25 protein-coding genes are annotated in these 26572 nt (G+C 32.4%); 11 read left to right on the top strand and 14 right to left on the bottom strand.

The genetic code is table 11. The features are described 5' to 3' along the window. Window positions 1-97 precede the first annotated feature (97 nt). The gene (locus ABD690_RS09880; protein ID WP_344729966.1) at window positions 98-793 is read left to right on the top strand and encodes a LytR/AlgR family response regulator transcription factor; all 696 of its coding nucleotides are present in this window, start codon (window positions 98-100) and stop codon (window positions 791-793) included. Here ABD690_RS09880 and priA read toward each other — a convergent pair. From priA to nadC, 3 genes are read right to left on the bottom strand one after another with little or no spacing between them, the layout of a single operon-like run. Continuing rightward, window positions 790-3243 carry a replication restart helicase PriA gene (gene priA, locus ABD690_RS09875; protein ID WP_344729964.1) on the bottom strand — a complete coding sequence of 818 codons (2454 nt, stop codon included), beginning with the start codon at window positions 3241-3243 and terminating at the stop codon, window positions 790-792. The genes ABD690_RS09880 and priA overlap by 4 nt on opposite strands. Window positions 3244-3246: 3 nt before the next feature. Further along, on the bottom strand, window positions 3247-4176 hold the full coding sequence (locus ABD690_RS09870; RefSeq protein ID WP_344729962.1) for a YihY/virulence factor BrkB family protein: 930 nt from the start codon (window positions 4174-4176) through the stop codon (window positions 3247-3249). A gap of 2 nt (window positions 4177-4178) precedes the next feature. Beyond that, window positions 4179-5036 (bottom strand): carboxylating nicotinate-nucleotide diphosphorylase, encoded by an 858-nt coding sequence (gene nadC / locus ABD690_RS09865; RefSeq protein ID WP_344729960.1) that lies wholly within the window; start codon window positions 5034-5036, stop codon window positions 4179-4181. An 88-nt stretch (window positions 5037-5124) separates the two neighbouring features. Between nadC and rlmH the strand changes: the two genes are divergently transcribed. Continuing rightward, window positions 5125-5598, top strand: coding sequence for a 23S rRNA (pseudouridine(1915)-N(3))-methyltransferase RlmH (rlmH, locus tag ABD690_RS09860; protein ID WP_344729958.1), 474 nt, complete (start codon window positions 5125-5127; stop codon window positions 5596-5598). 2 nt (window positions 5599-5600) lie between these two features. Here rlmH and hpf read toward each other — a convergent pair whose 3' ends face one another. Together hpf and ABD690_RS09850 are read right to left on the bottom strand one after the other, a co-directional pair. Next, window positions 5601-5900, bottom strand: coding sequence for a ribosome hibernation-promoting factor, HPF/YfiA family (hpf, locus tag ABD690_RS09855; RefSeq protein WP_344729956.1), 300 nt, complete (start codon window positions 5898-5900; stop codon window positions 5601-5603). Between the two features lie 112 nt (window positions 5901-6012). Then, window positions 6013-7032, bottom strand: a complete 1020-nt coding sequence (locus tag ABD690_RS09850) for a DUF4421 family protein (RefSeq protein WP_344729954.1) — start codon at window positions 7030-7032, stop codon at window positions 6013-6015. A 46-nt stretch (window positions 7033-7078) separates the two neighbouring features. On the opposite strand from ABD690_RS09850, the gene ABD690_RS09845 reads away from it, so the two are divergent. The 4 genes from ABD690_RS09845 to ABD690_RS09830 all read left to right on the top strand — a co-directional run bounded on the left by ABD690_RS09845 (window position 7079) and on the right by ABD690_RS09830 (window position 11061). Continuing rightward, window positions 7079-7654 (top strand): non-canonical purine NTP diphosphatase, encoded by a 576-nt coding sequence (locus ABD690_RS09845; protein WP_344729952.1) that lies wholly within the window; start codon window positions 7079-7081, stop codon window positions 7652-7654. A 63-nt stretch (window positions 7655-7717) separates the two neighbouring features. Continuing rightward, window positions 7718-8182, top strand: a complete 465-nt coding sequence (locus tag ABD690_RS09840; protein WP_344729950.1) for a hypothetical protein — start codon at window positions 7718-7720, stop codon at window positions 8180-8182. A gap of 213 nt (window positions 8183-8395) precedes the next feature. Continuing rightward, on the top strand, window positions 8396-10189 hold the full coding sequence (locus ABD690_RS09835; protein ID WP_344729948.1) for a DEAD/DEAH box helicase: 1794 nt from the start codon (window positions 8396-8398) through the stop codon (window positions 10187-10189). Between the two features lie 89 nt (window positions 10190-10278). Then, on the top strand, window positions 10279-11061 hold the full coding sequence (locus ABD690_RS09830; RefSeq protein ID WP_344729946.1) for a carboxypeptidase-like regulatory domain-containing protein: 783 nt from the start codon (window positions 10279-10281) through the stop codon (window positions 11059-11061). A gap of 44 nt (window positions 11062-11105) precedes the next feature. On the opposite strand, the gene ABD690_RS09825 is transcribed toward ABD690_RS09830, so the two are convergent. After that, a complete protein-coding gene (locus tag ABD690_RS09825; RefSeq protein WP_344729944.1) occupies window positions 11106-11762 on the bottom strand; it encodes a TrmH family RNA methyltransferase in 657 nt (218 codons plus the stop codon). A gap of 37 nt (window positions 11763-11799) precedes the next feature. Between ABD690_RS09825 and ABD690_RS09820 the strand changes: the two genes are divergently transcribed. Further along, a complete protein-coding gene (locus ABD690_RS09820) occupies window positions 11800-12474 on the top strand; it encodes an SIR2 family NAD-dependent protein deacylase (RefSeq protein ID WP_344729942.1) in 675 nt (224 codons plus the stop codon). Here ABD690_RS09820 and ABD690_RS09815 read toward each other — a convergent pair whose 3' ends face one another. After that, entirely contained in the window at window positions 12475-14040 is a 1566-nt protein-coding gene (locus tag ABD690_RS09815; RefSeq protein ID WP_344729940.1) for a serine hydrolase, read from the bottom strand. Window positions 14041-14231: 191 nt separating this feature from the next. On the opposite strand from ABD690_RS09815, the gene ABD690_RS09810 reads away from it, so the two are divergent. Further along, a complete protein-coding gene (locus ABD690_RS09810) occupies window positions 14232-15884 on the top strand; it encodes a glucosamine inositolphosphorylceramide transferase family protein (RefSeq protein ID WP_344729938.1) in 1653 nt (550 codons plus the stop codon). A 1-nt stretch (window position 15885) separates the two neighbouring features. Here ABD690_RS09810 and ABD690_RS09805 read toward each other — a convergent pair whose 3' ends face one another. Together ABD690_RS09805 and ABD690_RS09800 are read right to left on the bottom strand one after the other, a co-directional pair. Continuing rightward, entirely contained in the window at window positions 15886-17118 is a 1233-nt protein-coding gene (locus ABD690_RS09805; RefSeq protein WP_344729936.1) for a glycosyltransferase, read from the bottom strand. A gap of 5 nt (window positions 17119-17123) precedes the next feature. Continuing rightward, on the bottom strand, window positions 17124-17597 hold the full coding sequence (locus ABD690_RS09800; RefSeq protein ID WP_344729934.1) for a heme-binding domain-containing protein: 474 nt from the start codon (window positions 17595-17597) through the stop codon (window positions 17124-17126). A gap of 37 nt (window positions 17598-17634) precedes the next feature. Here ABD690_RS09800 and ABD690_RS09795 point away from each other — a divergent pair, with 37 nt between their 5' ends. Then, window positions 17635-18201, top strand: coding sequence for an adenylosuccinate lyase (locus tag ABD690_RS09795; protein ID WP_344729932.1), 567 nt, complete (start codon window positions 17635-17637; stop codon window positions 18199-18201). An 88-nt stretch (window positions 18202-18289) separates the two neighbouring features. Further along, window positions 18290-19633 carry an adenylosuccinate lyase gene (purB, locus tag ABD690_RS09790; protein WP_344729930.1) on the top strand — a complete coding sequence of 448 codons (1344 nt, stop codon included), beginning with the start codon at window positions 18290-18292 and terminating at the stop codon, window positions 19631-19633. A gap of 266 nt (window positions 19634-19899) precedes the next feature. On the opposite strand, the gene ABD690_RS09785 is transcribed toward purB, so the two are convergent. From ABD690_RS09785 to ABD690_RS09770, 4 genes are read right to left on the bottom strand one after another with little or no spacing between them, the layout of a single operon-like run. Further along, window positions 19900-20433, bottom strand: coding sequence for a DUF4252 domain-containing protein (locus ABD690_RS09785; RefSeq protein WP_344729928.1), 534 nt, complete (start codon window positions 20431-20433; stop codon window positions 19900-19902). A gap of 11 nt (window positions 20434-20444) precedes the next feature. Then, the gene (locus tag ABD690_RS09780; protein ID WP_344729926.1) at window positions 20445-21044 is read right to left on the bottom strand and encodes a DUF4252 domain-containing protein; all 600 of its coding nucleotides are present in this window, start codon (window positions 21042-21044) and stop codon (window positions 20445-20447) included. Between the two features lie 2 nt (window positions 21045-21046). Beyond that, the gene (locus tag ABD690_RS09775) at window positions 21047-21526 is read right to left on the bottom strand and encodes a hypothetical protein (protein ID WP_344729924.1); all 480 of its coding nucleotides are present in this window, start codon (window positions 21524-21526) and stop codon (window positions 21047-21049) included. Next, entirely contained in the window at window positions 21513-22022 is a 510-nt protein-coding gene (locus tag ABD690_RS09770) for an RNA polymerase sigma factor (protein ID WP_344729922.1), read from the bottom strand. The genes ABD690_RS09775 and ABD690_RS09770 overlap by 14 nt, the downstream gene beginning before the upstream one ends. Window positions 22023-22157: 135 nt before the next feature. Here ABD690_RS09770 and ABD690_RS09765 point away from each other — a divergent pair, with 135 nt between their 5' ends. Beyond that, window positions 22158-23588 carry a S41 family peptidase gene (locus ABD690_RS09765; protein ID WP_344729920.1) on the top strand — a complete coding sequence of 477 codons (1431 nt, stop codon included), beginning with the start codon at window positions 22158-22160 and terminating at the stop codon, window positions 23586-23588. A 77-nt stretch (window positions 23589-23665) separates the two neighbouring features. On the opposite strand, the gene ABD690_RS09760 is transcribed toward ABD690_RS09765, so the two are convergent. Then, on the bottom strand, window positions 23666-26344 hold the full coding sequence (locus tag ABD690_RS09760; RefSeq protein ID WP_344729918.1) for a T9SS-dependent choice-of-anchor J family protein: 2679 nt from the start codon (window positions 26342-26344) through the stop codon (window positions 23666-23668). Window positions 26345-26572: the final 228 nt, after the last annotated feature.

The raw sequence follows: 26572 nt of genomic DNA, 5'->3' as shown, positions 1-26572 counted from the left end.
AAAAATATGTTAAAAACAACGTTTTGTCGGTGTTTTTTGGTTTTTATCCGAAAATTTCGTACTATTGTCGATATCTTAACCGAAATAATGAAATGTTATGACATTAAACTGTGTAGTAGTAGACGACTCAGCGATACAACGTCTTTCAATTGTCAAGTTAATTGAAAACCACCCTTCTCTTAACTTAATAGCTGAGTATAACAGTGCATTAGAAACTAAAAATGGCTTAAATACTCATAAAGTAGATTTAATCTTTTTAGATATTGAAATGCCTGTTCTTAATGGATTTGAATTGTTAGATGTTTTAAACAACAAGCCTCAAATTATTTTTGTAACCGGTAAAACCGAATACGCCTTTAAAGCATTTAATTATGATGCTACTGATTATTTGCACAAGCCTATTACAAAAGAACGTTTTAATACAGCTGTTGACAAAGCCGTAGAACAACACAAACTTAAATTAGACTTTAACGAAACTGAAGGTGAACACATTTTTGTAAAAAGTAACCTTAAAAAACGTAAAGTATATATTAAGGACATTAAGTGGATTGAAGCTCTTGGTGATTATGTAAAACTTGTTACTGAAGAAACAAGCCTTGTTGTATTATCTACTATGAAAGCTTTTGAAGCCGAATTACCTGAAGGTAAGTTTTTAAGAATTCACAAATCTTACATTGTTAATCTAGATAAAATTGACAGATTTAACAGTAAAAACGTAGAAGTTGGTTCTTACGAAATTCCTTTAAGTAGAAATAAAAAGACACAACTTGTAGATGCTTTAAATAACATTTAATAATTATCTACATTTATAATTACGCGTAACGCACGAAAATCTTTTATACTAGAGAAGCTATTGTTTATTTTATCAATAGCTTCTTTTGTTTTTACTATAGATTGCTTTGGCTTCATTTTTACTAATATGTGCTTATGGTACTGATTTCGAATTCGTGCTACAGGAGGAAATTCCGGACCTAATACTAAATCATCAAATACTTGCCTTAATGATTTAGCAAACCATGCAGCTCCCACATTTACGCGGTTATAATCCTTATGCTTTATGGTAATTTTAATCAACCTATAAACAGGCGGATATTTAAAATTATGACGCTCATCCATTTGTTCTTTAAACATTTCAGCAAAATTATTAGTAGACACTTGCTGTAAAATTTGATGATGCGGATTGTATGTTTGTATTAAAACTTTTCCTCTAGTATCTGTTCTACCTGCACGTCCGGACACCTGCATCATTAATTGAAAACTACGCTCATGCGCTCTAAAGTCAGGAAAATTAAGCATATTATCAGCATTCATAATCCCTACTAGCTTTACATGCCTAAAGTCTAATCCTTTAGTTAACATTTGAGTTCCTACCAAAATGTCTATTTCTTGCTGCTCAAATGCAGTTATAATTTTTTCATATCCATATTTGCCTCGTGTAGTATCTAAATCCATTCTAGCAACTTTATGTTCCGGAAACAAAGCGCTCACCTCCTTCTCTACTTGCTCGGTACCAAAACCTTTAGTATCTAAATCGTTGCCTCCACAGGCATCACATTTTTTAAGCATTACTGTATTGTAGCCGCAATAATGACATCGTAATTGATCACGGTATTGATGGTAAGTTAAGCTAACATCACAATTAGGACATTGCGGTGAATGACCACATGTATGGCATTCTATAATAGGAGAAAAGCCGCGTCTATTTTGAAATAAAATAATTTGCTGACCTTCTTCTAATGTTTCTGTCATCTCTGCTATTAATCGGTCACTAAAATGACCTTTCATTCGCTTACGTTTATGCTTATCTTTAATATCTACCAGCTCTATATCTGGCATCATTACATTGTTATAACGCGTAGTAAGTTCTACCAAGCCATACTTTCCTTGTTTTGCATTGTAATAGCTTTCTAAACTTGGTGTTGCAGACCCTAAAAGGGTTTTGGCTTTAAAAATATTGGCTAAAATAATAGCAGCGTCGCGTGCGTGATAACGTGGTGCTGGATCAAATTGCTTATATGATGTTTCATGTTCTTCATCTATAATAACTAATCCTAAATCTTGAAAAGGCAATAAAATAGATGATCTTGCGCCTAAAACTACTTGGGCTTTTGTAGTATTCTGAAAAATATTATGCCAAACCTCAACACGCTCATGCGTTGAGTATTTAGAATGAAACACCGCTACTTTTTCACTAAAGTAATCTTGTAGTCTGTTAACTAATTGGGTTGTTAAGGCTATTTCTGGCACTAAATACAGTACTTGCTTTCCGCTTGCTAACACATCCTCTATTAGTTTTACATAAATTTCGGTTTTACCAGATGAAGTAACACCGTGAAGTAATGTAATATCATGTGTTTTGAATGATTCTTTTATCTCACTTAAGGCTACATCTTGAGGTTTACTTAATGCTTTTGACGCTTCATCATCTCCTCCTGAATACTCAACACGATCATGCTGAATATAATACGCTTCTAAAATACCTTTATCAATAAGTGTTTTTACAATTGCTGATGATGCTTGGCTTTCTTCTATTAACTCCGAAACCTTTACAGGTTTTTTGGTTTTTGCTGACATAGAAAATAGCGTCATTACGACTTCTCGTTGTTTATGTGCTCTACGCAATTCATCCAACAACACCTGAAGGTTTTCTTGAGATGCATGATTTGCATGCAACTTTACATAACGTACTAGTTTAGGCTTGTATTTTTCATATACTTCTTCCTGAATAGAAATTGCTTCTTTTTCTAAAAGTCGTTTTATTACAGGTAGCACATGTTTTTTATCTAAAATACTGGCTATATCGTGTACTTTTAATGATGATTGATGATGCAATGCTTCATAAACCAAAAATTCATCATCTTTTAAATTTTCATCACTTATAACTGTAGACGTATTTTTACTAATTATGGTTTCACTCTCTAAAATAAAAGCACTTGGCAATGCAGCACGCATTACTTCGCCTACTGTACACATATAATATTTAGAAATCCATTGCCAATGTGCTAGCTGATGTTTCGTTACTAAAGGCGTATCATCTAAAATTTGGTGAATATCTTTTGCTTCATAAATAATAGGCTCTTGCTCATGAATACGACATACTATTGCTGTGTAAATTTTACTCTTTCCGAAAGGTACAGAGACGCGCATTCCTACTTGAAGAAATTCTGATTCAGCTTTAGAAATACGATACGTAAAAAGCTTTTCCAGAGGAATTGGTAAAACAACATCTATAAAGTGTGACATACTTTAAAAGCTTTTCTTTAAACGATTTAATGACGCATTTAACTCATAACCTAAAAGTAGAATGTTTGAGTTAAGCCAAAGATAGAAAAGCAAGATTAATAAAGCGCCAATAGAGCCATAAAGCTCATTATATTTTGAGAAATTTTCTATGTAAATACCAAATAAATATGAGGTTAAAATTATTAACAAGGTGGTAAATAAAGCACCTACTGAAAAGAATTTCGACTCTCTACCTTCTTTTGTTCCAAAGTAATACAAAGTTGCTGTTGCCAGATATACCATGAGCACAAAAAAGCCATATTTAGCTAACATAACCCATGTTTGTGAACTTGTTTCATTAACATAACCATGAGTTTGTAAATTATCAATAACATAAATTTGAAAATACCCAAAAACCAAAACCGTTAATATTGATAAGAATGCTAAAATTAGTGCAACGCCCAAAGCATATAAATACTGACGGACAATACTGCGTGTAAGCTGCTCGTGGTAAGAATTCTCAAATCCTGAAAAAATAGCACTTATTCCATTAGCCATTAATGCAATAGACACTATTAAAACTGACGATAATAAACCACCACGTTGTGTGTTATCAATATTTTCAAAAATATTAGTAAAGAAAAACTCGGAAGTACTTGGTGGTAAAAAAGAATTTAGAAATTCTAAAAATTTAATTTTAAAATCATCTATTGGGATATACGGAATAACAATAAGAACAAACAACAAAAAAGGAAAAATAGCTGTAAAAAAACTAAAAGCAATAGCACTTGCTCTAGTAGTTAACGCACCTTTAATAACGCCTGTTATATAAAGCTCAAGAAGATCATATAATGATAAACCCTCTAATGCTGGAAGTTTAATTTTTTTTAAAAACTTAACCAACAGGTTTATTACAGGTATTTTATCAAGTTTATCTTCTATGGGTTTAGACATATTTAAACTGCTTTTAAGCTTAAATCCATATTATAAACAGAGTGTGTTAAAGCTCCTGAAGAAATAAAATCTACGCCGCATTCTGCATATTGTCTAATTGTTTTTTCATTAATACCTCCTGAAGATTCTGTTAGACATTTATCACCTATCAGCTTTACCGCTTTTCTGGTATCTTCAAAATTAAAATTGTCTATTAAAATACGGTAAACACCATCTGTATTTAATATTTCTTGAATTTCATCAAGGTTTCTTGCTTCAACAATAATTTTTAGGTCTCGATTAGTGTCTTGTAAATATTGCTTTGTTTTTTCTATTGCTTTTGTTACGCCTCCTGCAAAATCTATATGATTATCTTTTAACATAATCATATCATACAATGCAAATCTGTGATTTTCGCCTCCACCAATTTTCACAGCCCATTTTTCTAAAGCACGAATACCTGGTGTTGTTTTTCTTGTGTCTAAAATTTTAGTATCGGTACCTTCTAAAAGGTCTACAAACTTGCGTGTTTTTGTTGCAATTGCACTCATACGTTGCATAGCATTAAGCACCAATCGCTCTGCTTTTAAGATAGATTGTGATGGTCCTTCAACATAAAATACAATATCACCATTCTTTACACTATGTCCATCATTTATAAAGGTTTTTATTTTAAGTTGCTTGTCAACATATTTAAACACTTTTTTTGCAAACTCAACACCCGCTATTATTCCATTATCTTTTACTAAAAGTTTAGCTTTACCTATAGCGTCAGCAGGAATACAAGCTAGTGAACTGTGATCACCATCTCCTACATCTTCCCTAATAGCGTTCGTAATTATTAATTCTATTTCGGTATCAAATTGTTCTTGACTTATCATAACATAAATATTTAATGTAAAAATAGGAATAGATTTTTGAATATAGAATGCCTCTCAAAAAATTAAAAGTAAATTGTACATTTGAAGCATGACTATAAAACTACTTGCCATAGGTAAAACCGATAATAAACAATTGCAATCATTAATTGATGATTACCAAAAGCGATTGGGTTTTTATATAAAGTTTGAATTTGAAATTATCCCTGATATTAAAAATTCTAAAAACTTAAGCGAAGCTCAACAAAAACAAAAAGAAGGTGAGCTTATTTTAAGCAAACTAAACGCTACTGACACACTTATTTTACTTGATGAAAATGGCAAGCAATATGACTCTGTTGCTTTTGCAAACTACCTCCAAAAGCACATGAATTCCGGCATTAAACAATTAGTGTTTGTTATTGGCGGTCCTTATGGGTTTTCAGAGGATGTTTACAATAAATCTCAAGGGAAAATATCACTATCTAAAATGACGTTTTCTCATCAGATGATTCGCTTATTTATAATAGAACAACTATATAGAGGTTTTACTATTTTACGCAATGAGCCTTATCATCATAGATGATATTATTTTACAGAAAAAGTATGCTTTCGTTTTTTAAGCTGTTTGTCTAAATCATTGATTGTTTCCTTAACAGCCATTTCAAAATTTTTCTCATTTGAAGTCGCAAAAATTCTAGGACCTGGCAAACTCAATTCCATATTACAAATTTTACCCTGTTCTTTTTGGTTATTATCTATTTTGAATGCTACATCACAGTTTATCAACCACTCATACTTATCAGCTAGTTTTTCTAATTTATCATTGGTATATTGTGATAAAGCATCACTAGAATCCATATTTACGTATCTTATTTTTACTGTCATAACATTAAAGTTTTAAGTTCTATAATCTTGTCTTATAAAGATAACTAAAAAAGGGTATTAAAAAGCTGATTTTAATCATCAATTAACAAAAAAAATATTGGTAAGATTCACATTATTTTTTCACTTTCAATCTATAACCAACTGCTAGTTTTGCATTAGAAAGATTAAAAAGGTAGCGGTTATCAAAGTCTAAATCTGTAGAGTAAACACCGTTTCCGTAAGATACATTTACATAAAACCTATCTATATTATAATTGACTGCCAGTGAAAAATCAAACTTATATAACATAGGATTTGACGGTCTGTAACTATCGTGCTGTAGCTCTACTTTTTTGTTCATTAAGGCAATACCTGGCATTACATTACAAGAAAGCACAATGTTTTTAGGCAAAATAAACACGCCCAAAAGCCCTCCTAAAACACCTATAGCAGCACTATTGTAACGTTTTATTTGAGCTTGACTGTTGTAAAACCCATAATTACTTTCTGGTATGACATTGCCATCAGATGAAAAGTAATCAAACACAGCAAATGTTCCTAAACCTCCAGTAAAGTAAACCGTTTTATTTTTTTTGGCTAAACCCGCTTTTAATAGTGCGTAAGAAAACTCTATTTCTGATAAGGTATATAAGTAATTAAAACCTATTGTTAGTGATTTTACATCGGGACTAAAAACTGTTGGCGCTCCAAAATCATTTTTCACTAAAAACCCTTTATAAGACTGAATATAAAAATTAACATAATTATGTTTTCCTAATATGGTGGTTCCTTGCAAGTCAAAACGCCTAGTTGCATTGTTTTTTTTGCTTTTAATGTTAAACGCTAAATCAATTAACATTTTACTATTAGCAAACCCTAAACCTATACCATATCTATTATTTGGCACATATCTAGATTTAGAATTATCATCTTTTATTTTAAAAACCTTGGCTTTATAATTTGTAAAAACACGTAGTGAGTAATTTGACAAATCACGATCTATAAACGTTCTGTCTATTTTTTGAAGAAGACTTAAAGAATCTTTAGACTCTAGTGTTTGGCTTTGAGCATGCGCTACTAAAAAAAGAAACATCAATAAAACCCAACGACTTTTAATAACTTTTATAGAACATCTGCCCGTTTTAAATATCATTTAAACTAATTTTGTTAAACGCTAAAAATACATTAATTACAACAAAATGCAACTAGTTTTCGCTACTAACAACCTCAACAAACTTAAAGAAGTTCAAAAGTTAATTCCTGAAACAATTACCCTTTTAAGCCTTAAAGACATAGGTTGTAATGAAGATATCCCTGAAACCCAAAATACTATTGAAGGCAATGCTATACAAAAAGCCGAATATGTAAAAACTCATTATGGTTATGATTGCTTTGCTGACGACACAGGTCTTGAAGTAAATGCTTTAAATGGAGAACCTGGCGTATTTTCTGCTCGCTATGCTGGACCTCAACGTGACGCAAATGACAACATGGATAAACTACTTCACCATTTAGAAAATAAAAATGATAGAAGCGCACAATTTAAAACTGTTATTGCGCTACACCTTAATGGCAAACTAGAAATTTTTACTGGCATTTGTAAAGGATCTATCACACAAACCAAATCAGGCAGCCAAGGTTTTGGTTATGATCCTATTTTCAAAGCTGAAGACAACACACAAACTTTTGCTGAAATCACTTTAGAAGAAAAAAACCGCATTGGACATCGCGGAAAAGCAGTTTCTAAATTGGTTGATTTTTTAAATAATTACTAATCATCTTTTAAAAACGTAAGTTGAAAAATAAGTGTTATATTTCTGCTCACAAAAATTAGCATCATGAAAAATTTTAAAATTCTTATAATATTATGCCTTTGTTTAACAAGTTTTTATTCATGCAAGGACGACGCTAAAACGGCTTCTCCTCAAGAAGAGAACACAAAAACAACAATGCCAACAACGACTAACAAGGCAAAACCGGCTAATAGCACAAAAAACAAAAACATTGTATATCATTACACCTGTAACAATGGATGTAATGGCGGATCTGATGCAGCAGGAATGTGCTCTGTTTGCGGAAGTATCTTAATGCATAACCAAGCGTATCACAACAATCAAAATGCAACACCAGCAAATACACCATCAAGTCCTTTTGCTGCGCCTGCAAACACATCCTCAGGACAAAACGCTGCTGGGCTTTGGCATTATATATGCAACAACGGCTGTAGTGGCGGATCTGGCAGTGCTGGAAATTGCAGTAGCTGTGGTAACGCATTAGCTCATAATGCAGCTTATCATCAGTAGAATTTTTATTTATAAAAAAATCAACTTATTAGCTTTTTTAAGCAAAAAAAATCACTTCCCAAATAAAAGTGTATCTTTGCAGCTTGAAACGCAAAATAGTGCGTTGTAAATTCCTCAAGGTGAGGATGTGTTACCAAGAAGTTTCAGGTTAAGTATGTCGATTCGCTTCTTATGTAACACTACATAATATAATCGAATACTTACATAAAACGAATGAACACATTTCAAGATTTAGGTCTTAATGACGACCTATTGCATGCTATTAACGACATGGGATTTGAAACCCCAAGTGATGTACAAGCACAAGCAATCCCTATTTTACTACAACAAGAAGACGATTTAGTGGCTCTAGCGCAAACAGGAACTGGTAAAACAGCTGCTTTTGGTTTTCCTATGTTACAAAAAATTAATGTAGATAGCAGAACAACTCAAGGTCTAATCCTTTCTCCTACGCGAGAACTTTGCCTACAAATAGCTAACGAATTAAAACTTTATGGTAAATACTGTAAAGGATTAAATGTTGTTGCTATTTATGGTGGTGCAAGTATTTCAGAACAAGCAAGAGAGGTAAAAAAAGGCGCGCAAATTATTGTAGCAACGCCTGGTCGTATGAAAGATATGATAAGCCGTAACATGGTTGACATTTCAAAAATTGAGTATTCTGTTTTAGATGAAGCTGATGAAATGCTAAACATGGGATTTTATGAGGATATCACAGATATATTATCACATACACCACAAGATAAAAGCACTTGGCTTTTTTCTGCTACTATGCCCAAGGAAGTAGCAACCATTGCAAAAAAATTCATGCACAATCCTATTGAAATAACAGTAGGAAGTAAAAACGTTGGTAGTGACCAAGTTTCTCATGAGTATTATTTAGTAAATTCTAGAGACCGCTACCAAGCATTAAAACGCCTTGCTGATACCAACCCAGATATTTTCTCTGTTGTTTTTTGTAGAACCAAACGTGATACTCAAAAAGTCGCTGAAAAACTTATTGAAGATGGTTATAGTGCTGGTGCTTTACATGGTGATTTAAGCCAAAATCAACGTGATTTAGTTATGAAGTCATTTAGAAACAAGCAAATACAAATGCTTGTAGCTACTGATGTTGCTGCACGTGGTATTGATGTTGATGATATTACTCACGTTATAAACTACCAATTACCTGACGAAACAGAAACCTACACACACCGAAGCGGACGTACAGGACGTGCTGGTAAAACAGGAGTTTCTATGGTTATTGTTTCTAAAAGTGAATTACGTAAAATAAAAAGCATTGAGCGTATTATAAAAAAGAACTTTGAGAAAAAAGACATACCTAGCGGTATGGAAATATGTGAAGTGCAACTCATGTCACTTGCCAATAAAGTTCACAACACTGAAATTAATCACGAGATTGATAAGTATTTAGATAATATTAATGAATTATTTGAAGATACTACAAAAGACGAATTGATTAAAAAATTCTTTTCGGTAGAGTTTACTCGATTCTTTAACTATTACCAAAAAGCAAGTGATCTTAATGTTTCAGCTCAAAAAAGTAGCGAACGCGATAGCAGTAATGACGGTAACTCAACACGTTATTTTATAAACGTTGGTAAAAAAGATGGTTACGACTGGATGAGTTTAAAAGATTTCTTAAAAGAGATTTTAGAATTAGGTCGTGATGATGTTTTTAAAGTTGATGTAAAAGATAGTTTCTCGTTTTTTAATACCGAGAAAGGTTTACAAGAAAAAGTATTGGCTTTTTTCACAGACTTTAAGCATAATGGTCGATTTGTAAATGTTGAAATTTCTGAAGATAAAGGTCGTGGAACAAGTCGTCGTAAAAGACGTCGTGATGGTGGTGGCGGAAACCGCAAACGTAACGACAAACCAAGAAATGACAGACGCTCTAGCAAAGGCAACAAAAGACGTTCTGATAGTTCATCAAAGTCTAAACGCTCTGAATCATCAGGAAGTAATTTTGGAGCTTCAAGACCAAGACGCTCTAGAAGATAATTTTTTTTGTTAATTTTAAGTCAAATTCTTTAATAGATTAAAGAGTTCGTAGTTTGTTTACTACTTTTACTTTTCAATCCTTAAGCTTGATGAAAAAATTATTGCTCCTTTTTACTTTTATTTTTGCAACCGTAGTAACATATAGCCAAGATGACGACACAACTGTTCAAGGTGTTGTTGTAAATGCATCTGGCGGCGTTCCTATGGAAAGCGTTAATATTGTAAACCTAAATCAAGTAAAAGGTACCGCAACAAATTCTAGAGGAAAATTTGAGCTATCTGCTAAAGTAAATGATACGTTACATTTCTCTTATTTAGGATTTAAATCTATAAGAGTAAGAGTTACTAATGACTGGATAAAATACGGAGAATCTACTATAGAATTAACAGAGTTGGCATTAGCTCTAGAAGAAGTTGTTGTTAATGAGTTTAAACTTACAGGATATCTTGAAGTAGACATCAAACAAGTGCCTATCAACAATAATTATCGTTACAGCATTTCGGGATTACCTTCTACAGGCTATGAAGCTGGAAAATCATCAAATGCTATTACAAAAGTGTTAGGTGCTGTTTTTAACCCAGCAGATTTTTTACATAGTATGTTTGGAAAACAGCCTAACGAAATGCGTAAGCTCAAGAAAATGAAGCAAGATGATGAAATTAGAAATATTTTAGCTAATCGTTTTGATAGAGAGATGCTTACAGCTTTATTACAAGTAGAGCGTGTAGATTTAGACGAAATAGTTAGGCAATGTAACTACTCTAAAGGATTTATAAAAACCGCTAACGATTTACAGATACTTGATGCTATAAGTGAATGCTATGAAGAGTATAAAGTATTGAGCCGAAGTAGACGTTCAGGAAGATTATAATAAAAAAAGCGAAAGTTTATCTTTCGCTTTTTTTAGTTTTATACTTATTTCGTTTTGTAAAATCTATCTACAATTTCATCGTAGCTTTTTATCGTATTCTTTATCCAATCTAGTTGTTTAGCTAAACGTTCTTCATCTGTTAATTGCCAGTCAATAGTTGTCTGCTTTAATTTTGTAGTTACATGCTGTAAAATAATAGCCGCAGACACTGATATATTTAAACTTTCAGTAAATCCTGACATAGGAATTTTTAAATAACAGTCAGCTGCATCTAAAACTTCTTGAGATAAACCTTCTGTCTCTCTTCCAAAGAAAAAACATGATTTTTTAGTAACATCAAATTCATGCAACACACAATCATTAGTATGCGGCGTAGTGGCTACAATTTGATAGCCTTTTTGTTTTAAATCATGTATGCAATCCTTTACAGAATGATATCTGTTTAAATCAACCCATTTTTGAGCTCCCATTGCTATTTCACGGTCAATTTTTTTTGTGTTTTGCTCCTCAACAATATTTACTTCTTGAATTCCAAAAACATCACAACTGCGTATTACAGCGCTTGTATTATGTAATTGATACACATCTTCAGTAGCAACAGTAAAATGTTTTGTACGTTGAGACAGAACCTTATTAAAGCGTGTTCTTCTATTATCTGTAAGGTAGGTTTCTAAATGTTCTAAAAGTTTCAAATCTATCATGCTTCAAATATAAATTTAAAAATAGTAATTTCGTACTATGAAGCATATAGTTGTATTAACAGGCGCAGGAATGAGTGCTGAAAGCGGCATTAAGACATTTCGTGATGCGGATGGTTTATGGGAAGGTCATGATGTTATGGAAGTAGCATCACCACAAGGATTTTCTAAAAATCCTGAATTGGTTTTAGATTTTTATAATCAACGCCGCAGACAACTTTTTGAGGTAACACCCAACCAAGCTCATATAGATTTAGCAAAACTTGAACAGCAATACAAAGTCACTATTATAACCCAAAATGTTGATGATTTACATGAGCGTGCAGAAAGCACTAACATTGTACATTTACATGGCGAATTATTAAAAGCCAGAAGCACATACAACGAACACGATATTACGAACTGGAAAACAGATTTAGTTCTTGGTGATGTTTGCAAACAAGGCTACCAAATGCGCCCGCACATCGTTTGGTTTGGTGAAGCAGTTCCTATGATAGAAAAGGCCATAGATATTTGTGAAACTGCTGATATTTTAATGATTATAGGAACTAGTATGCAAGTATATCCTGCAGCTAGCTTAATGCATTATGTACCAGAAAACACACCAACATATTTTATAGATCCTAAACCAGCTATGAGCAGTAATAAAAACATTGTTGTTGTTCCTGAAACAGCTACTATTGGTGTTAAAAAGGTTATTGATACGTTTTTATAATTAATCTACGCGTTTTAGATTTAAATCTTGAAAGTCAAAACTAAAATCAATATTTGGCGAAATACCTTTCATAGTAAAACCATTGGCTTTTCCATGTTCACCTAATGTAAACATTGCAAAAGCATCGGCATTCATATCTTGATATTCCCATTTTATAGCAAATGTTTCATCTTTATAATATTGTAAAGGTCCGTTAAGGAGCGGCGATCTATGTGATTTTATCCAAAGTTGTTTGTCTTTCATAAACACTTCTATTTTTCCAAACCAAACATCTTCATAAACGCCTAAATATTTATCTTTCTTTACCGCATCTTGATTATTATTTGCTACGGTTTCCCAAACTTTGTCTACAACGGCATCTGCCCCACTTTGTTGTGAAGCCAAATAAGCAGCATATTTATCTATCCATTTAAAATCTTCTAATTCTAAATACATATCCATGATGGTTTGCGTTACAGAAGAAAACAATCCTGCGCCATCATTACTAGTATTGGTAAGCACAACAATACCTAAATCTAAATCAGGAATCATTAATACTCTTGAAAGCATTCCTGGTAAGCCACCTGTATGCTCAACAAGCATATTTCCTTTTATATCAGACAAAAACCAACCTAAACCATATCCAGAAAAATGTGTGTTATAACGTGGATTACTTGTTGTTGGCATAACGGTTTGAATAGTCCACATTTTATTGTGATTTACTTTTGTAAAAAGTTCTTTTTTTAAGCCATCGCCATATTTTCCTTGGTTAAGCTGTAAAAGCATCCAAGTACTCATATCATTTACGTTAGAAAAAATACCACCTGCGGCACCATTAATCATTTCTTCAAATGTTGGAATCACTTTTATTTCGCCTGTTTCGTTAGAGTGAGAAGCTGATAAATTATCCATATCTTTTATTCTAGAAAAAGAAGCAAAAGAATAATCCATACCTAAAGGTTTAAATATTTTAGATTCAACATAAGCTTCCCATGTCATACCACTTAAACGCGCTATGAGTTCGCCTGCCACTAAATAAAGTAAGTTATCATAATCCCATTTTGTTCGAAATGCTGATGTTTGCTTTAAATGCTGAAAACTAGACAGTAAATCACCTATTGTAAAATCTGAACCTTGCGGAAAAAACATTAAATCTCCAGCGCCTAAACCTAAACCACTTCTATGTGTTACTAAATCTACGATGTTGAAATTTTCTTCTACATAATCATCATACATTGTGAACTCTGGAATGTGAGTTTTCACTTTATCTTCCCAAGATAATTTTCCTTCTTCTACCAGCATAGCTAAAGCAGCTGTTGTAAAAGCCTTACTGTTTGATGCTATTGCAAAATTGGTATGCTCATCAACAGGTTCATTCGTTTTTATTGACTTTACACCATAACCTTTTTCATGTAAAATTTCACCATCTATTACTACTGCAACAGCACAACCAGCAACATTAAATTTACTCATAGCATAATTTACAATAGAATCTATTTGTTGTGAACTAACTTGAGCAAAAGAGGAATAAGATAATAGACTTATAAAAAAAGTAGCGTAAACGAGTTTATAAACATTGATTTTCATATAGATAATTTACAGTTAAATTGAATCTTTTTAAAGGTACATATTTGATGGTTTATTTCCTATTAATCAAATTGATAAAAAGGATTTAAATCTGATTTGTAATAACATCTAAAAAAACGACCGTTCAACTTATTCTTAAACCTTGTTACCTTTTAAATGAATATTTTAGTATCGTTTCTAAAAAACAGACAATGCGTATAGGAATTTTAACCAGAGACACTAATAGCCTTTTTAACTGGGAATTACGAATTATTGAACATCTTAAAAACAACCCAGATTTTGAGATTGTTGTATTAATGAAAGATGGCAGGCATCAGCAAGATGTTTCGGAGTCTAAAATTTCTAAAATTTCAAATTTGCTAAAACGTAAAAACCTTTTTGGTAAATTTTTGTTTTATACGCAGATGAATATTGAACAAACTTTTTTTTACAAGAGACCAACATCTGTCAATAAGCCTGAAATCACTTCCTATTTAGAGCAAATTGAAACAATAGATTTATTTCCAAAAAGAAAAGGCTTTCTAGATATTTTTAGCGACGACGAAGCTTCTAAAGTAAAAGCTTATAACCTAGATGTCATACTCCGATTTGAATTTAATATTATAAGAGGAGATATACTAAATGCAGCAACTTATGGCATTTGGTCATTTCATCATGGTGATAATGCTATAAACAGAGGCGGTCCTGCTGGATTTTGGGAAATCGTATTAAAACAGCCTGTGGTTGGTGTTACGCTTCAGCAACTAACGCCTGAACTTGATGGCGGTCTTGTTATTGATAAAGCATATTACAGTAAACATTGGGCTTTTGCTAAAACCAATATGATGCTTACCGAAAACTCGGTTAATTTACTTCTTAAAAACTTGAGACTTCTTAAACAAGGCACATATAATCCTACGAAATCATTGGTGTATTACAATGAGCTATATGTTGCTCCCAAACCACTAATTGCTCTAAAGTATATTTGGCATTTTTACAGTACGTTTTTGAAAAAAGTTTTACAAAGAGTGTCTGAAAAATTTGGTAAACGTATTTGCTGTTGGACCTTATTTATTGGCAAAGGTCAATTTATGCACAGCACGCTTTTTAGAATAAAACCAGTAAAATTGCCTAAAGGAGAATTTTGGGCAGATCCATTTTTCTATAAACATAACGATACAACCTATGTGTTTTTTGAAAACTATTCATACAAAACCAAATTGGGTAAAATATCGTGTGGAAAAGTAGAAAATAAAGTCATTACCAATGTTGTTGATGTTTTAGATTTAGATTATCACTTATCGTTTCCTTATGTTTTTGAGTACAATAATGAATTATTTATGATGCCTGAAACAAGCGAAAATAAACGTTTAGAGATTTTTAAATGCATTGAATTTCCTCACAAATGGGAATTACACAAAACTGCTTTTGAAGGCGAACGCATTGTAGATGCTTTCTTTCACACTGATACTTCAAGTCAAATGTGGTTGTTTTTAAACAAGCAAACTGCTCCAGAAAGTGAAGCCGATTCTGAACTTTATATTTACAAAATTGATTCTCCTGAATTAAACAAAATAGAAAGTCACAGATTGAATCCTGTAATTATTGATGCACGTGTTGCTAGAAATGCTGGAACTACATTTACAAACAACGGTAAAGTTTATAGACCATCACAAAGTAACACGCACGGTATTTATGGTAGAGCATTAAATATTAACGAGATAAAAACACTCACAATAAACGATTACAAAGAGGAAACAATAATTACAGTAGAATCTAACTTTAGAAAAGGTTTAGAACGCATACATCATTTACATCAAATAGATGATATGTTCGTTTTTGATGCGGCTTATAAACGAATGTAAACTACTTATTCTTCGCTTCTATCCATTTACTCATATACTTGGTACTTTGCATGGTTTGATGCTGCAACATTTGTCCGATGAAATTATTCATTCTATGCGTATCTAATGTTTGTATCAATTTCTCTACAACTTCAACAAACGCTTTCTCATGAAGTTCTTTATCAAAACGTTTGTTTATTACTTTAAAGCCTTGTTGTTGTTTTTCTACCCACAATACTTCATCCTGATATAACTGCACTGATTTATTAGCAAATTCTTGAGGATCATCTGCTATAAAGCCATTAGGTTTTAATTCTCCAAACATACCTTCGGCAGCAATAGTACTCATTATACAAGGCGTTCCATTTTGCATAGCGTCTACAAGTTTTCCTTTTAATCCCGCACCAAACTGTAATGGTGCCAAACATATTTTAGACATTTGCATAACTTGGTTTACATCATCAGCAAACCCTTGTATTAAAAAACCTTCTTTTTCATTATGCAATTGATTTACTTTTTGACTAGCATAAGCACCATAAATATGTAGTTGGGCTTTAGGTAATTGCTTTTTTATTAATGGCCAAACGGTTTGTTTTAGATATAAAACCGCTTTGTAGTTGGGCTCATGCAAAAAATTACCAATCGTTATAAAATGTTGACGCTTTTCAAATAAAGGAAGCTTTTTAGCAGCTATTAATGTTACTTCATTCAACATAAAAGGTAAGTAATGCAACAAACTCTCATCAACTTTAAAGTCTTTTTTTAGGATTTGCATTTCTGCTTCAGAAATTATCAAGCTTATATCACAACGGTATATGCTTGCTATTTCACGTTTTGAGGTATCATTAAACAAATAAGTTTTATCAAAAGTGTCTTGAGCTTTTAAAGCTTGTGCTCTGCCCTTTCGTAGACCGTGTAAATCTTCGGTATCTAATATTCGTAATGCTTTAGGGCAAATTTCAGAAACACGCCAACCAAACTGTTCTTCAGCTAAAAATCTATCAAATAAAACAATATCTGGTTGTAACTCGCTTATAAAATCATCAAAACTAGAACTGTTAAGTTGTATAGTTACTTCGTTTATTCCTAAAGATTTTAAGTCATAAGCGTTATCAGTTTTTGACGTAGCTGTGGCAAAAGTAATTTTATAATGTTGTGATAGAAATAACACTATCAATTGCATCATACGACTTCCAGCTGCAGAACTTTTAGGTTCAGGCCAAACAACCCCAATAATAAGTAATCTTTTTTGCATAAAAATTATTCTGGTTTGGGCATTAAGCTATATTTAAAACGTACTTGCTCTGCCCAATCTACAATAGCTTTTATTTGTTTATCAGAAAGTTTTGCGTTAGCATGCGCCCAAGTGTAAGACTCTAAAGGCATTTTTCTATTCTTAACCTCTTCAATTAATTCTTCAAACTTATGGTCTTTTCGTTTTACAGAGTTTCCATCCCAATTTGCCACATTAAATTCTCCTTTACCATGATTTACATGGTCTGCCATCCAATAATTTACTGGTGTTATTTGACTGTACCAAGGATAACGTGTTACATTACTATGACAATCAAAACAGCTCTCTTTCAAAATTACTTTTACATGCTCTGGCGGATTTGTATCAGCCAGAAACTCATCAATAGACGTTATATCTCCTTGATTTTTTTCAGGTCTAAAAAATTGTGCCACAAGAAACACCAACAATAATCCTAACAATATTTTTTTTACAACCTTCATTTTTGATTAAATTTAGTACCTAAAAATATAAAAATCCTTGACTACAGAACAACTTTACGAAGAATTAAATTATGTAAATCACTCGCGTGAAAAGCGTTTATATTATGCAAATTTAGTCTTAAACAATCCAGATTTAGTCCCTAAATTACTTCATATTTTATTTCAAGTAGATGACAAAATATCTTGTAGAGCTGCTTGGGTATTTGAGTTTATGTGTGGTGAAAACCTAGAAGCTATAATTCCTCATTTAGATTATTTTACTGAACACATGCATAAAGTACATCTTGCCCCTGCTGTACGTCCTGTTGCCAAAGTTTGTGAATATATTACTAAAGCTTACTATTCTAAAACAAAAAATGACATTCAACAAGCATTAACGCCAACACATAAAGAACGTATTATTGAAGTTTGTTTTGATTATATGATTAATGATGAAAAAATTGCTCCAAAAGCCTACTCGATGAATTCATTGTATTTACTTGGTCAAGATTATGATTGGATTCATCCAGAATTGGTTTTAATACTAGAACGTGATTTTCAAATGCAAAGTTCGGGCTTTAAAGCACGAGCAAAACAAATTTTACACAAAATAAAAAAGCACTAGCAACTTATAACCAAAACTTCAACTACCATTTTTTCTCTCTTACAGCGAAAAAGAGTATCTTTGCCACTTCTTAAAAAACAACACAAACATGTCATTATCACCACTAAACGCTATATCTCCAATTGATGGTAGATACCGAAATAAAGTAGAATCACTAGCGCCTTTCTTCTCTGAAGAAGCCTTAATAAAATATCGTGTTCAAGTTGAAATTGAATATTTTATTGCCCTTTGTGAAATTCCGTTACCACAACTGGCTGATTTTAACACCAACTTATTTGACAACTTAAGAGCTATTTACAGAGATTTCTCATCAGAAGATGCTCTTAAAATAAAGACTATTGAGAGTGTTACAAACCATGATGTTAAAGCTGTTGAATACTTTATAAAAGAGCAATTTGATGCTTTAGATATTTCAAAACATAAGGAGTTTATTCATTTTGGATTAACCTCACAAGACATTAACAATACTGCTATTCCTTTAAGTATTAAGGAAGCTATGAATGATGTTTATGTTCCTGAATATTTTAAAGTACTTAATGAGTTAAAAAGTTTAGCTACAGAATGGGAAGACGTGTCAATGCTAGCAAGAACTCATGGACAACCAGCATCTCCTACAAGATTAGGAAAAGAAATAGAGGTATTTGTTGTTCGTCTTGAAGAGCAATTTAACTTACTAAATGATATACCAAGCGCTGCAAAGTTTGGTGGTGCAACAGGAAATTACAATGCTCACAAAGTGGCTTATCCTGCTATAGATTGGAAAGCTTTTGGAACCAAGTTTGTACAAGAAAAACTAGGTTTACAGCACTCGTTTCCGACAACTCAAATTGAGCATTACGACCACATGGCGGCTTTATTTGATGCTTTAAAACGCATAAATACCATCATCATAGATTTAGATCGAGATATTTGGACGTATGTTTCAATGGATTATTTCAAACAAAAAATTAAAGCTGGTGAAGTTGGTAGTAGCGCTATGCCACATAAAGTAAACCCTATAGATTTTGAAAACTCTGAAGGAAATTTAGGTATTGCTAACGCTGTATTTGAGCACCTTGCTGCAAAGCTTCCTATTTCTCGTTTACAACGTGATTTAACAGACAGTACGGTTTTACGTAATGTAGGCGTTCCTTTTGCTCATACAATCATAGGTTTTAAAAGCACATTAAAAGGATTAAACAAGCTACTTTTAAATCAACAAAAATTTGCTGATGATTTGGAAAATAACTGGGCTGTTGTAGCAGAAGCAATACAAACAATACTTCGTAGAGAAGCTTACCCAAATCCTTATGAAGCTTTAAAAGGTTTAACTAGAACAAATGAGCGTATTACACAAACCTCTATTTCAAATTTTATTGATACATTAGAGGTTTCTGATGATATTAAAAATGAATTAAAAGCCATTACACCAGAAAATTACACCGGAATTTAATACGTTATGTTTACAGATAAGCAATCTTTAATATTATGTGCCATTGTTATATTAGGCTTTATAATAACAGGGATTACAGGCTTATTAGATAACTATGCAATTCTGTTTGCTTTACTTACATTATTCCTTATTATAATTTTTAATGTCGTTAGAGAGGTTATTTTAAACCACTCAAAAAAACGTAAAGACAAAAATAACTTGTAACAAATAAAAAACGCTTACTAATCAGTAAGCGTTTTTTATAGTTATTTATAGACTTTTGTTATTTAAAAAAAATCTAACACACTTTTTAATTGCTCGTCATCAATATTCGCTGATTGCATGGCTTGAAATAGTGCCATCATTTTTTCTGGACTCATATCATTACCCAAAATTCTTACAACTCCAAAACCTTGCTGTGTAGAGCTACCAAAAACGACAAACTCATCAACATTTTCTTCGCCTAAAGACTTGATAGAAACACTTCCTCCGTTTAAACTAAACTCCATCAATTCAACATACTTTTCATCATTTAGAATATTTTTCACCTTTTGTTTTTCTTGGTTATAAGTATCTAAATTGTTTTCAGAGATTTTATATCCTAAAAAGTTTAAACGTTCTACAGATTTGTATGCTTCTTCTTGTTCTGGTGTTAAGTTTACGTCATCAAAATTCACAAAAGTTGTTGGTATATCTACTGTTGTAAAGTTTGGTATTTCTTGATGATCTACAAAGTATGTTTGTAGTGTTTCTTTACTATTACAGCTAGATAATACAGCCATAATTAGTATACAAGCAATATATTTCATGAATGTACTCATGTGTTGTGTGTTTATTTTTTATTTTTATCTTCTAGGTGCTCTCCTCCTGGAATATTCATTTTTTGTGTAAGCTTTGAGATTTGATTTAAATCTATATCTCCTGTTAAAGATACTACAACCGTTTCAAACTCACGTTTTTTTCCATTAACATTAATGTCAGCGTCTTTAGTTAAAGCACCTAGACCATCAACAAACATTAACAATTCACTTACATGATCAGAATCGCGTCCTTCTTTTACGTAAAAAGTCATATTAACTCCATCGTCTTTAACCTCCATAAGTTCTTCTAAAGAGCCTTTTTTACCTTTTACCCAATTAGAAACATCTTTAGAGATTGCCTTATTTCCTGTAGATACTACCTTAAAACTTGTAATACTATTTACCATTTTTAAATACTCCTGTGTCTCTGGATCATCGGTATTGATATCCATTTTTGCTAACATCTGGAACATTTTTGGCTTAATAGATACGTAAGTTACTTCAGGGTTTTCACTGTATTTAGAGAAAATATCCTGGGCTTGTGAGCTTAATGGAAATAATACGATTGCCATTAAAAATAATAATACATTCTTTTTCATTGTATTTGGTTTTAAATTTATTAAAGTTTTCATAGTTACTCTGTTTTAAAAATTAAACTAGCTTTTTTGTTCATTTCATTAAGGTATTCAACATTTGACACACCTTTTTGAACTTCTTCTAAATAATTGATTTTGTTTGCGCCTTTATTAAAGTTTGATGAAATTAACTCTAAAGATTTCACCACTTCGTTATAGGCTAACATTGGGTCTTCATAAGTTCCTAAATCATCATCTTGGAATAATGATGAGTTAAAATAAAACCCAAATAAAAGAACAACTACAGCTGCGACAGAAATCCATTTATAATTAAATTTGAATGACTTTTTTAATGGTACGTCTTTGGTAAACTGCTCTTTTTCATTTACTAAAAAATAAGCAAACATAGGCTTGTACATCTCTAAATGTGGCGCTACAGTCTCTTTCGAAAAATAGTTTTTTAACTGCTGCTCTTCTTTTAAGGTAGTTTCACCGTTTTCGTATTTTTCTAGTAATTTTTCTATATTATTTAATACCATAATTATGTGTATTAGTTAATTTTTCTCTTATTGCTTTTCTTGCTCTTGATAATGCGACTCTTACCGCTGTCTGGTTCATATCAAGCATTTTTCCTATTTCATCATAATCATACTGCTCAATATCTCGTAACTGAATTACCATTTTTTGTTGTTCTGGCAAGTCTTCAATTATTTTTGCAACCCAATTAACACTATCGTTTAACTCAACTTGCTTTTGTAACGATACATTAGAATCTGTATAGTTATTATGAACAATTTTTAGGTTTTGAGCTTGTTTTGATTTTAATTTATCTAAACAAAAATTTTTGGTCATGGTCATAGAAAAAGCTTCTACATTTTTATAACTTTCTATTTTTGTTTTGTTATTCCAAAGCTTTAGTAAAATCTCTTGAGTAGCATCTTCAGCTTCTTCTCTAGATACTAATAAGCGTTTTGCTAAACGGAAAACTTTATCTTTAAAAGGCATCACAATATTTAAAAATTCTGCCTGATTCATACTTTTGGTCTGGTTTATAAAAGCCCTTTTAAGGCTATTTACTATTACGACGAATAACTATATATTTTGTTACACAAAATTTTTATTATAAGATAAAGTAACTATTTTTATTCTGAAAATGAATTAATTATCACTATGAAAACAATTAAATTATTAGTACTTACTTCAACCCTATTATTAACGCTTACTAGCTGTTTTGAAGATATGGATGATAATCCTGCTTCTTCAATAGAGTTAAATGATTTTGTTTGGCGTGGCTTAAACGCTTACTACTTATATAAAGATGAAGTGCCTGACCTAGCAAACAATAGGTTTAATTCTGATGTTGAATACAACCTGTATTTGAATGGTTTTTATTCTCCCGAAAACCTATTTGAGAGTTTAATTTATCAACCACAAAGCATAGATAGATTTAGTTGGATTACAAGTAATTACAATACACTAGAACAACAGTTAAACGGCACAACACTTAATAATGGTATGGAGTTTGGCTTGTTTAGGTTTAATGATACTGACACCAATGTTTATGGCTATGTAAGATATGTATTACCCGGAACTAGCGCTGAAGCAAATGGCATACAACGTGGAGATATTTTTAATGCTATAAATGGTTCTCAATTAACTGTAAACAACTGGAGTTTGTTACTATCAGCAAATAGTTATTCCGTAAATTTGGCTACCTACAATGACAATAATACACCTGAAACAAGTGATGACACTGTATTACCAACAAATCAATCTATAGCACTTGCAAAGGTCCCATATACTGAAAACCCAATTTTTAAAACAGATATTTTTGAAGTCGCAGGAAAAAATGTAGGATACCTAATGTATAATGGGTTTACAGCACCTTATGACACACAACTTAATAGTGTATTTGGTAATTTTTTAGCAAACAATGTACAAGAACTAGTTTTAGACTTTAGATATAATCCTGGAGGTTCTGTAAACTCTGCAATTCTACTATCAAGCATGATTGCGAATAATACAGGTGAAATATTTAGTACAGAAGAATGGAATAGCGATATACAAGCTTTATTAGAGCCTGAATCACTAATCAATAGGTTTACAAATAATGATGATGGTACCCCTTTAAATATTTTAAACTTAAACAGGGTTTATATTTTAACTACAAGAGGTTCTGCTTCTGCAAGTGAGCTTGTCATAAATTGTTTAAGACCTTACTTGGATGTGGTTCAAATTGGCACAACAACAACTGGCAAATTTCAAGCATCAATTACACTTTATGACGCTCCTGATTTTAGAAAACAAAACGTAAAACAAACCCATAACTATGCCATGCAACCTTTGGTATTAAAATCTTTAAACTCATTAGGTGTTACAGACTACAGTCAAGGTTTAACCCCAGATATTTTACAAGCCGAAAATTATAATAACCTTGGCGTATTAGGAGATATTAACGAACCACTATTAGCCACAGCATTACAACACATTGAAGACTCTAGCAGATCTACTAACAATGCAACAAATATAGAACCCCTTAATTTTGTAGGAGACAGCAACGACCTTACTCCTTTTTCTAAAGACATGCATATAAATAGATAAAAAACATTTTTAATACCAATAAATAAAAAAAGCCGCTCATAGTTGAGCGGCTTTTAATTTAATATAAAACTCTATTATTAGTTCTTAATGATTCTAACAGTTTTAGTTGAATTACCAATAGATACTTTTACAAAGTAAGCACCAGTTTGTAATCCAGACATATCTAAATCATGATCAACAGCATTAGGAGCGGTACGTAATACTTCCTGACCTAACATGTTATAAACAGCCACATTTTGTATTTCTTTAACACCTCTTAAAGATAGTGTGTTATTTACTGGATTTGGGAAATAAGTAAATCCTGTAAGGCCAAAATCTTCAAGGCTTAATGGAGAACAACCTACAGTTGCTTCCCATCCTTCTCTAGTAGAACTACCGTCAGAAGTGAAAACAAACGTTAAACAACCTGATGCATCTGTAGATGATATAGTCATACCCTGTAAGTCACCAGTACCTGAAGGCGTAGTATCATCTCTATCCCAACACCAAATAGTACCTGTAGTAGGGTTTATTGTAGGAGCAGACGTATCAGCACCATTATAAATAGTTAAACCATCATAACATGTACCTCCAATACTATTATCCTCTGTACTAAAAAATGTAAACGTAACATTAACAGCATCTCCTGGTACATCAGGACAGATTGTTGTTGTAATATCCTCATTACTAGAATAATCTGAACTTATTGCTCCTGAATCATAGAAATTACCGCCACATGCTGGTGGTGGTGGTGGGCAAGAACTACTATAAGATCCTATTTCAAAATCACAAGTTGAATCTGAATGTTCAGCAGTTAATGTGATTGTATCACCAAAATTATAAGTTACAGGCAATGTATTAACGCCTGCTACTACAGCATGAGATGTTGTACCATCATTTACAGATACTATATCACCAGCACTTGTCACATCAACATCAATAGTAAAAGTATAAGCACCACAGTCATCAGTAACTGATGCCGTTGCTTCTGCTTGCGTACAACTTAAATAATATCCGCATAAATCAAAAGTACCTGTTTGATCATTACCGTAATCCCAAACTCTTAAGTAATATGTCTCTCCTACTGTTAAACCAGATAATTCCCAAGGCCAACCTGAAGCAAACTCTGTACATCCTTCTTCTACTAATGCACCAACAGTACCAGAATAATAAGCTCCTGCTATAGAAGTTACTACACTATAGTTATCAGTATTTAAAGTAACTGTTGCGTTTTGAGCTACAAAAGCGTACCATAAATCACCTCTATCTAAAGCTGTACCATAACTACCACATGCTGGAGCAGCTTCACCAGAATCTGTAGTAAACGCATTTGATACGCCTGTAATAGCGTTAGCTCCGCAATCTGTACCTTCATCAAGTGTTAATGTAATAGCTCCATTTGGAGTATCATTAACTGGAGGGCAACCACCTATATTGTAAGTCCCTAATTCAAAATCACAAACAACATCTGAATGCATCACCTCTAACGTAACCTCTGTTCCAAAAGCATAAGGACCAAAAGTCATTGTTGCTGCTACAGGTTGTGGTGTTGTACCATCTGTTATAGTTGTCGCATCACCTAAATCACTTACTGTTACATTAATAGAAAACTCTGAATTTACACAATCTTCTACAGCAACTGCTGAAGCAACTGCTGATGTACAGTTAAGACACGTTACATCAAAATCCCATGATGTATAACCATCTGTATCGCATTGACCAGAACCATCTGCTTGTATTTTTACCGTAATAGTATCTCCTGAAGATGTAAACGTTAAACCTGTTAAATCTCCTGAAGCTCCATAGCCATTATAAAGTTCTGTCGTTCCATCAGAATCTAAAACGATTAACTCATCCCAGCTGTTTTCTACCTCACCTGCGTTAAACTCAACATATAATGAAGAACCATCTGAACTCTGGTAAGTAAACTCTGTGTTATCACTTGCTGTATAGCAATATGTTGTGTTAACTGGAGTACCACAATTTACTAATGTTGGACACTCTGTATATTCAAAATCTCCTAAAGAATAGTCACATGCACCATCCGTGTGAACTACATTTAATGTTACCGATGTTCCTACGGCATAAGGACCTACTGTTACAGTTCCTGCTACAACTGAGTAATCTGTAGTACCATCATTTATAACAGTACCTGCATCTCCTGCATCTGAAACCACTACATCAATACTATATTGAGAATTACCACAATCTGGTACTATAGTTTGACTATCTATTACTGCTGCTGTACAGTTTGGTAAACCATCGTTAACAAACTCATCAACATATAAATAAAACCTGTTTGTATCAGTTGCAACAATAGCTACATATACAGATGAGCCTACATAAGCTGAAAGATCATAAGTATATTGTGTATAATCTCCATCAGCATCCGTTGTTGCTGTTTCGCTTGCTATGGTTGTAAAATCTGCTGCCGCTGTACCAGTGGTTGAAATTCTTACATCAAAAGTTTCTGTAAAATAAGTTCCATCAATACCAGCAAAGAATGAAATTCTATCAGAAGTGTTGGCAGTTACAGTAAATTGAGGTGTGATTAAAAAATCATTATGAGCCGCACTTTCATAGCGAACCCTAGCATGACCTGCACCAGCATAAGGGTATTGTGTTTGATGATTCCATGTTTCAGAACCGCCATCTTCATTTAAAATTGTCCATGTGGCTGGAATTTCAGTGTCAAAACTTTCAGTAAATTGCGCATTAGCTTGCCAAGAAAAGGCAAAGCAAAAAATTGCAATACATAATAAAGTAATTTTTTTCATTGATTAATAGTTTAAATTGATAATAGTATTTTTTCAATTAGTTAATTGAAGTCATCAATATATTATAAATCTTAATTTTTTGTTATAAAACCAACACAATAATCGTTGAAAAACAAATAACATCGTTAAAAAATAACAATCACTTTTGATTATTTATTAAATTTTAACACTTACTTAAAATATAGCACAAAAAAACCACTCTGGATTTAGAGTGGTTTTTTTAATATA

Source organism: Corallibacter vietnamensis (genome assembly GCF_039537875.1).
In the GTDB taxonomy this organism is placed as follows: Bacteria; Bacteroidota; Bacteroidia; order Flavobacteriales; family Flavobacteriaceae; genus Corallibacter; species Corallibacter vietnamensis.
The sequence above is the reverse complement of the archived record's forward strand: the minus strand, read 5'-3'. Positions and strand labels throughout refer to the sequence as shown.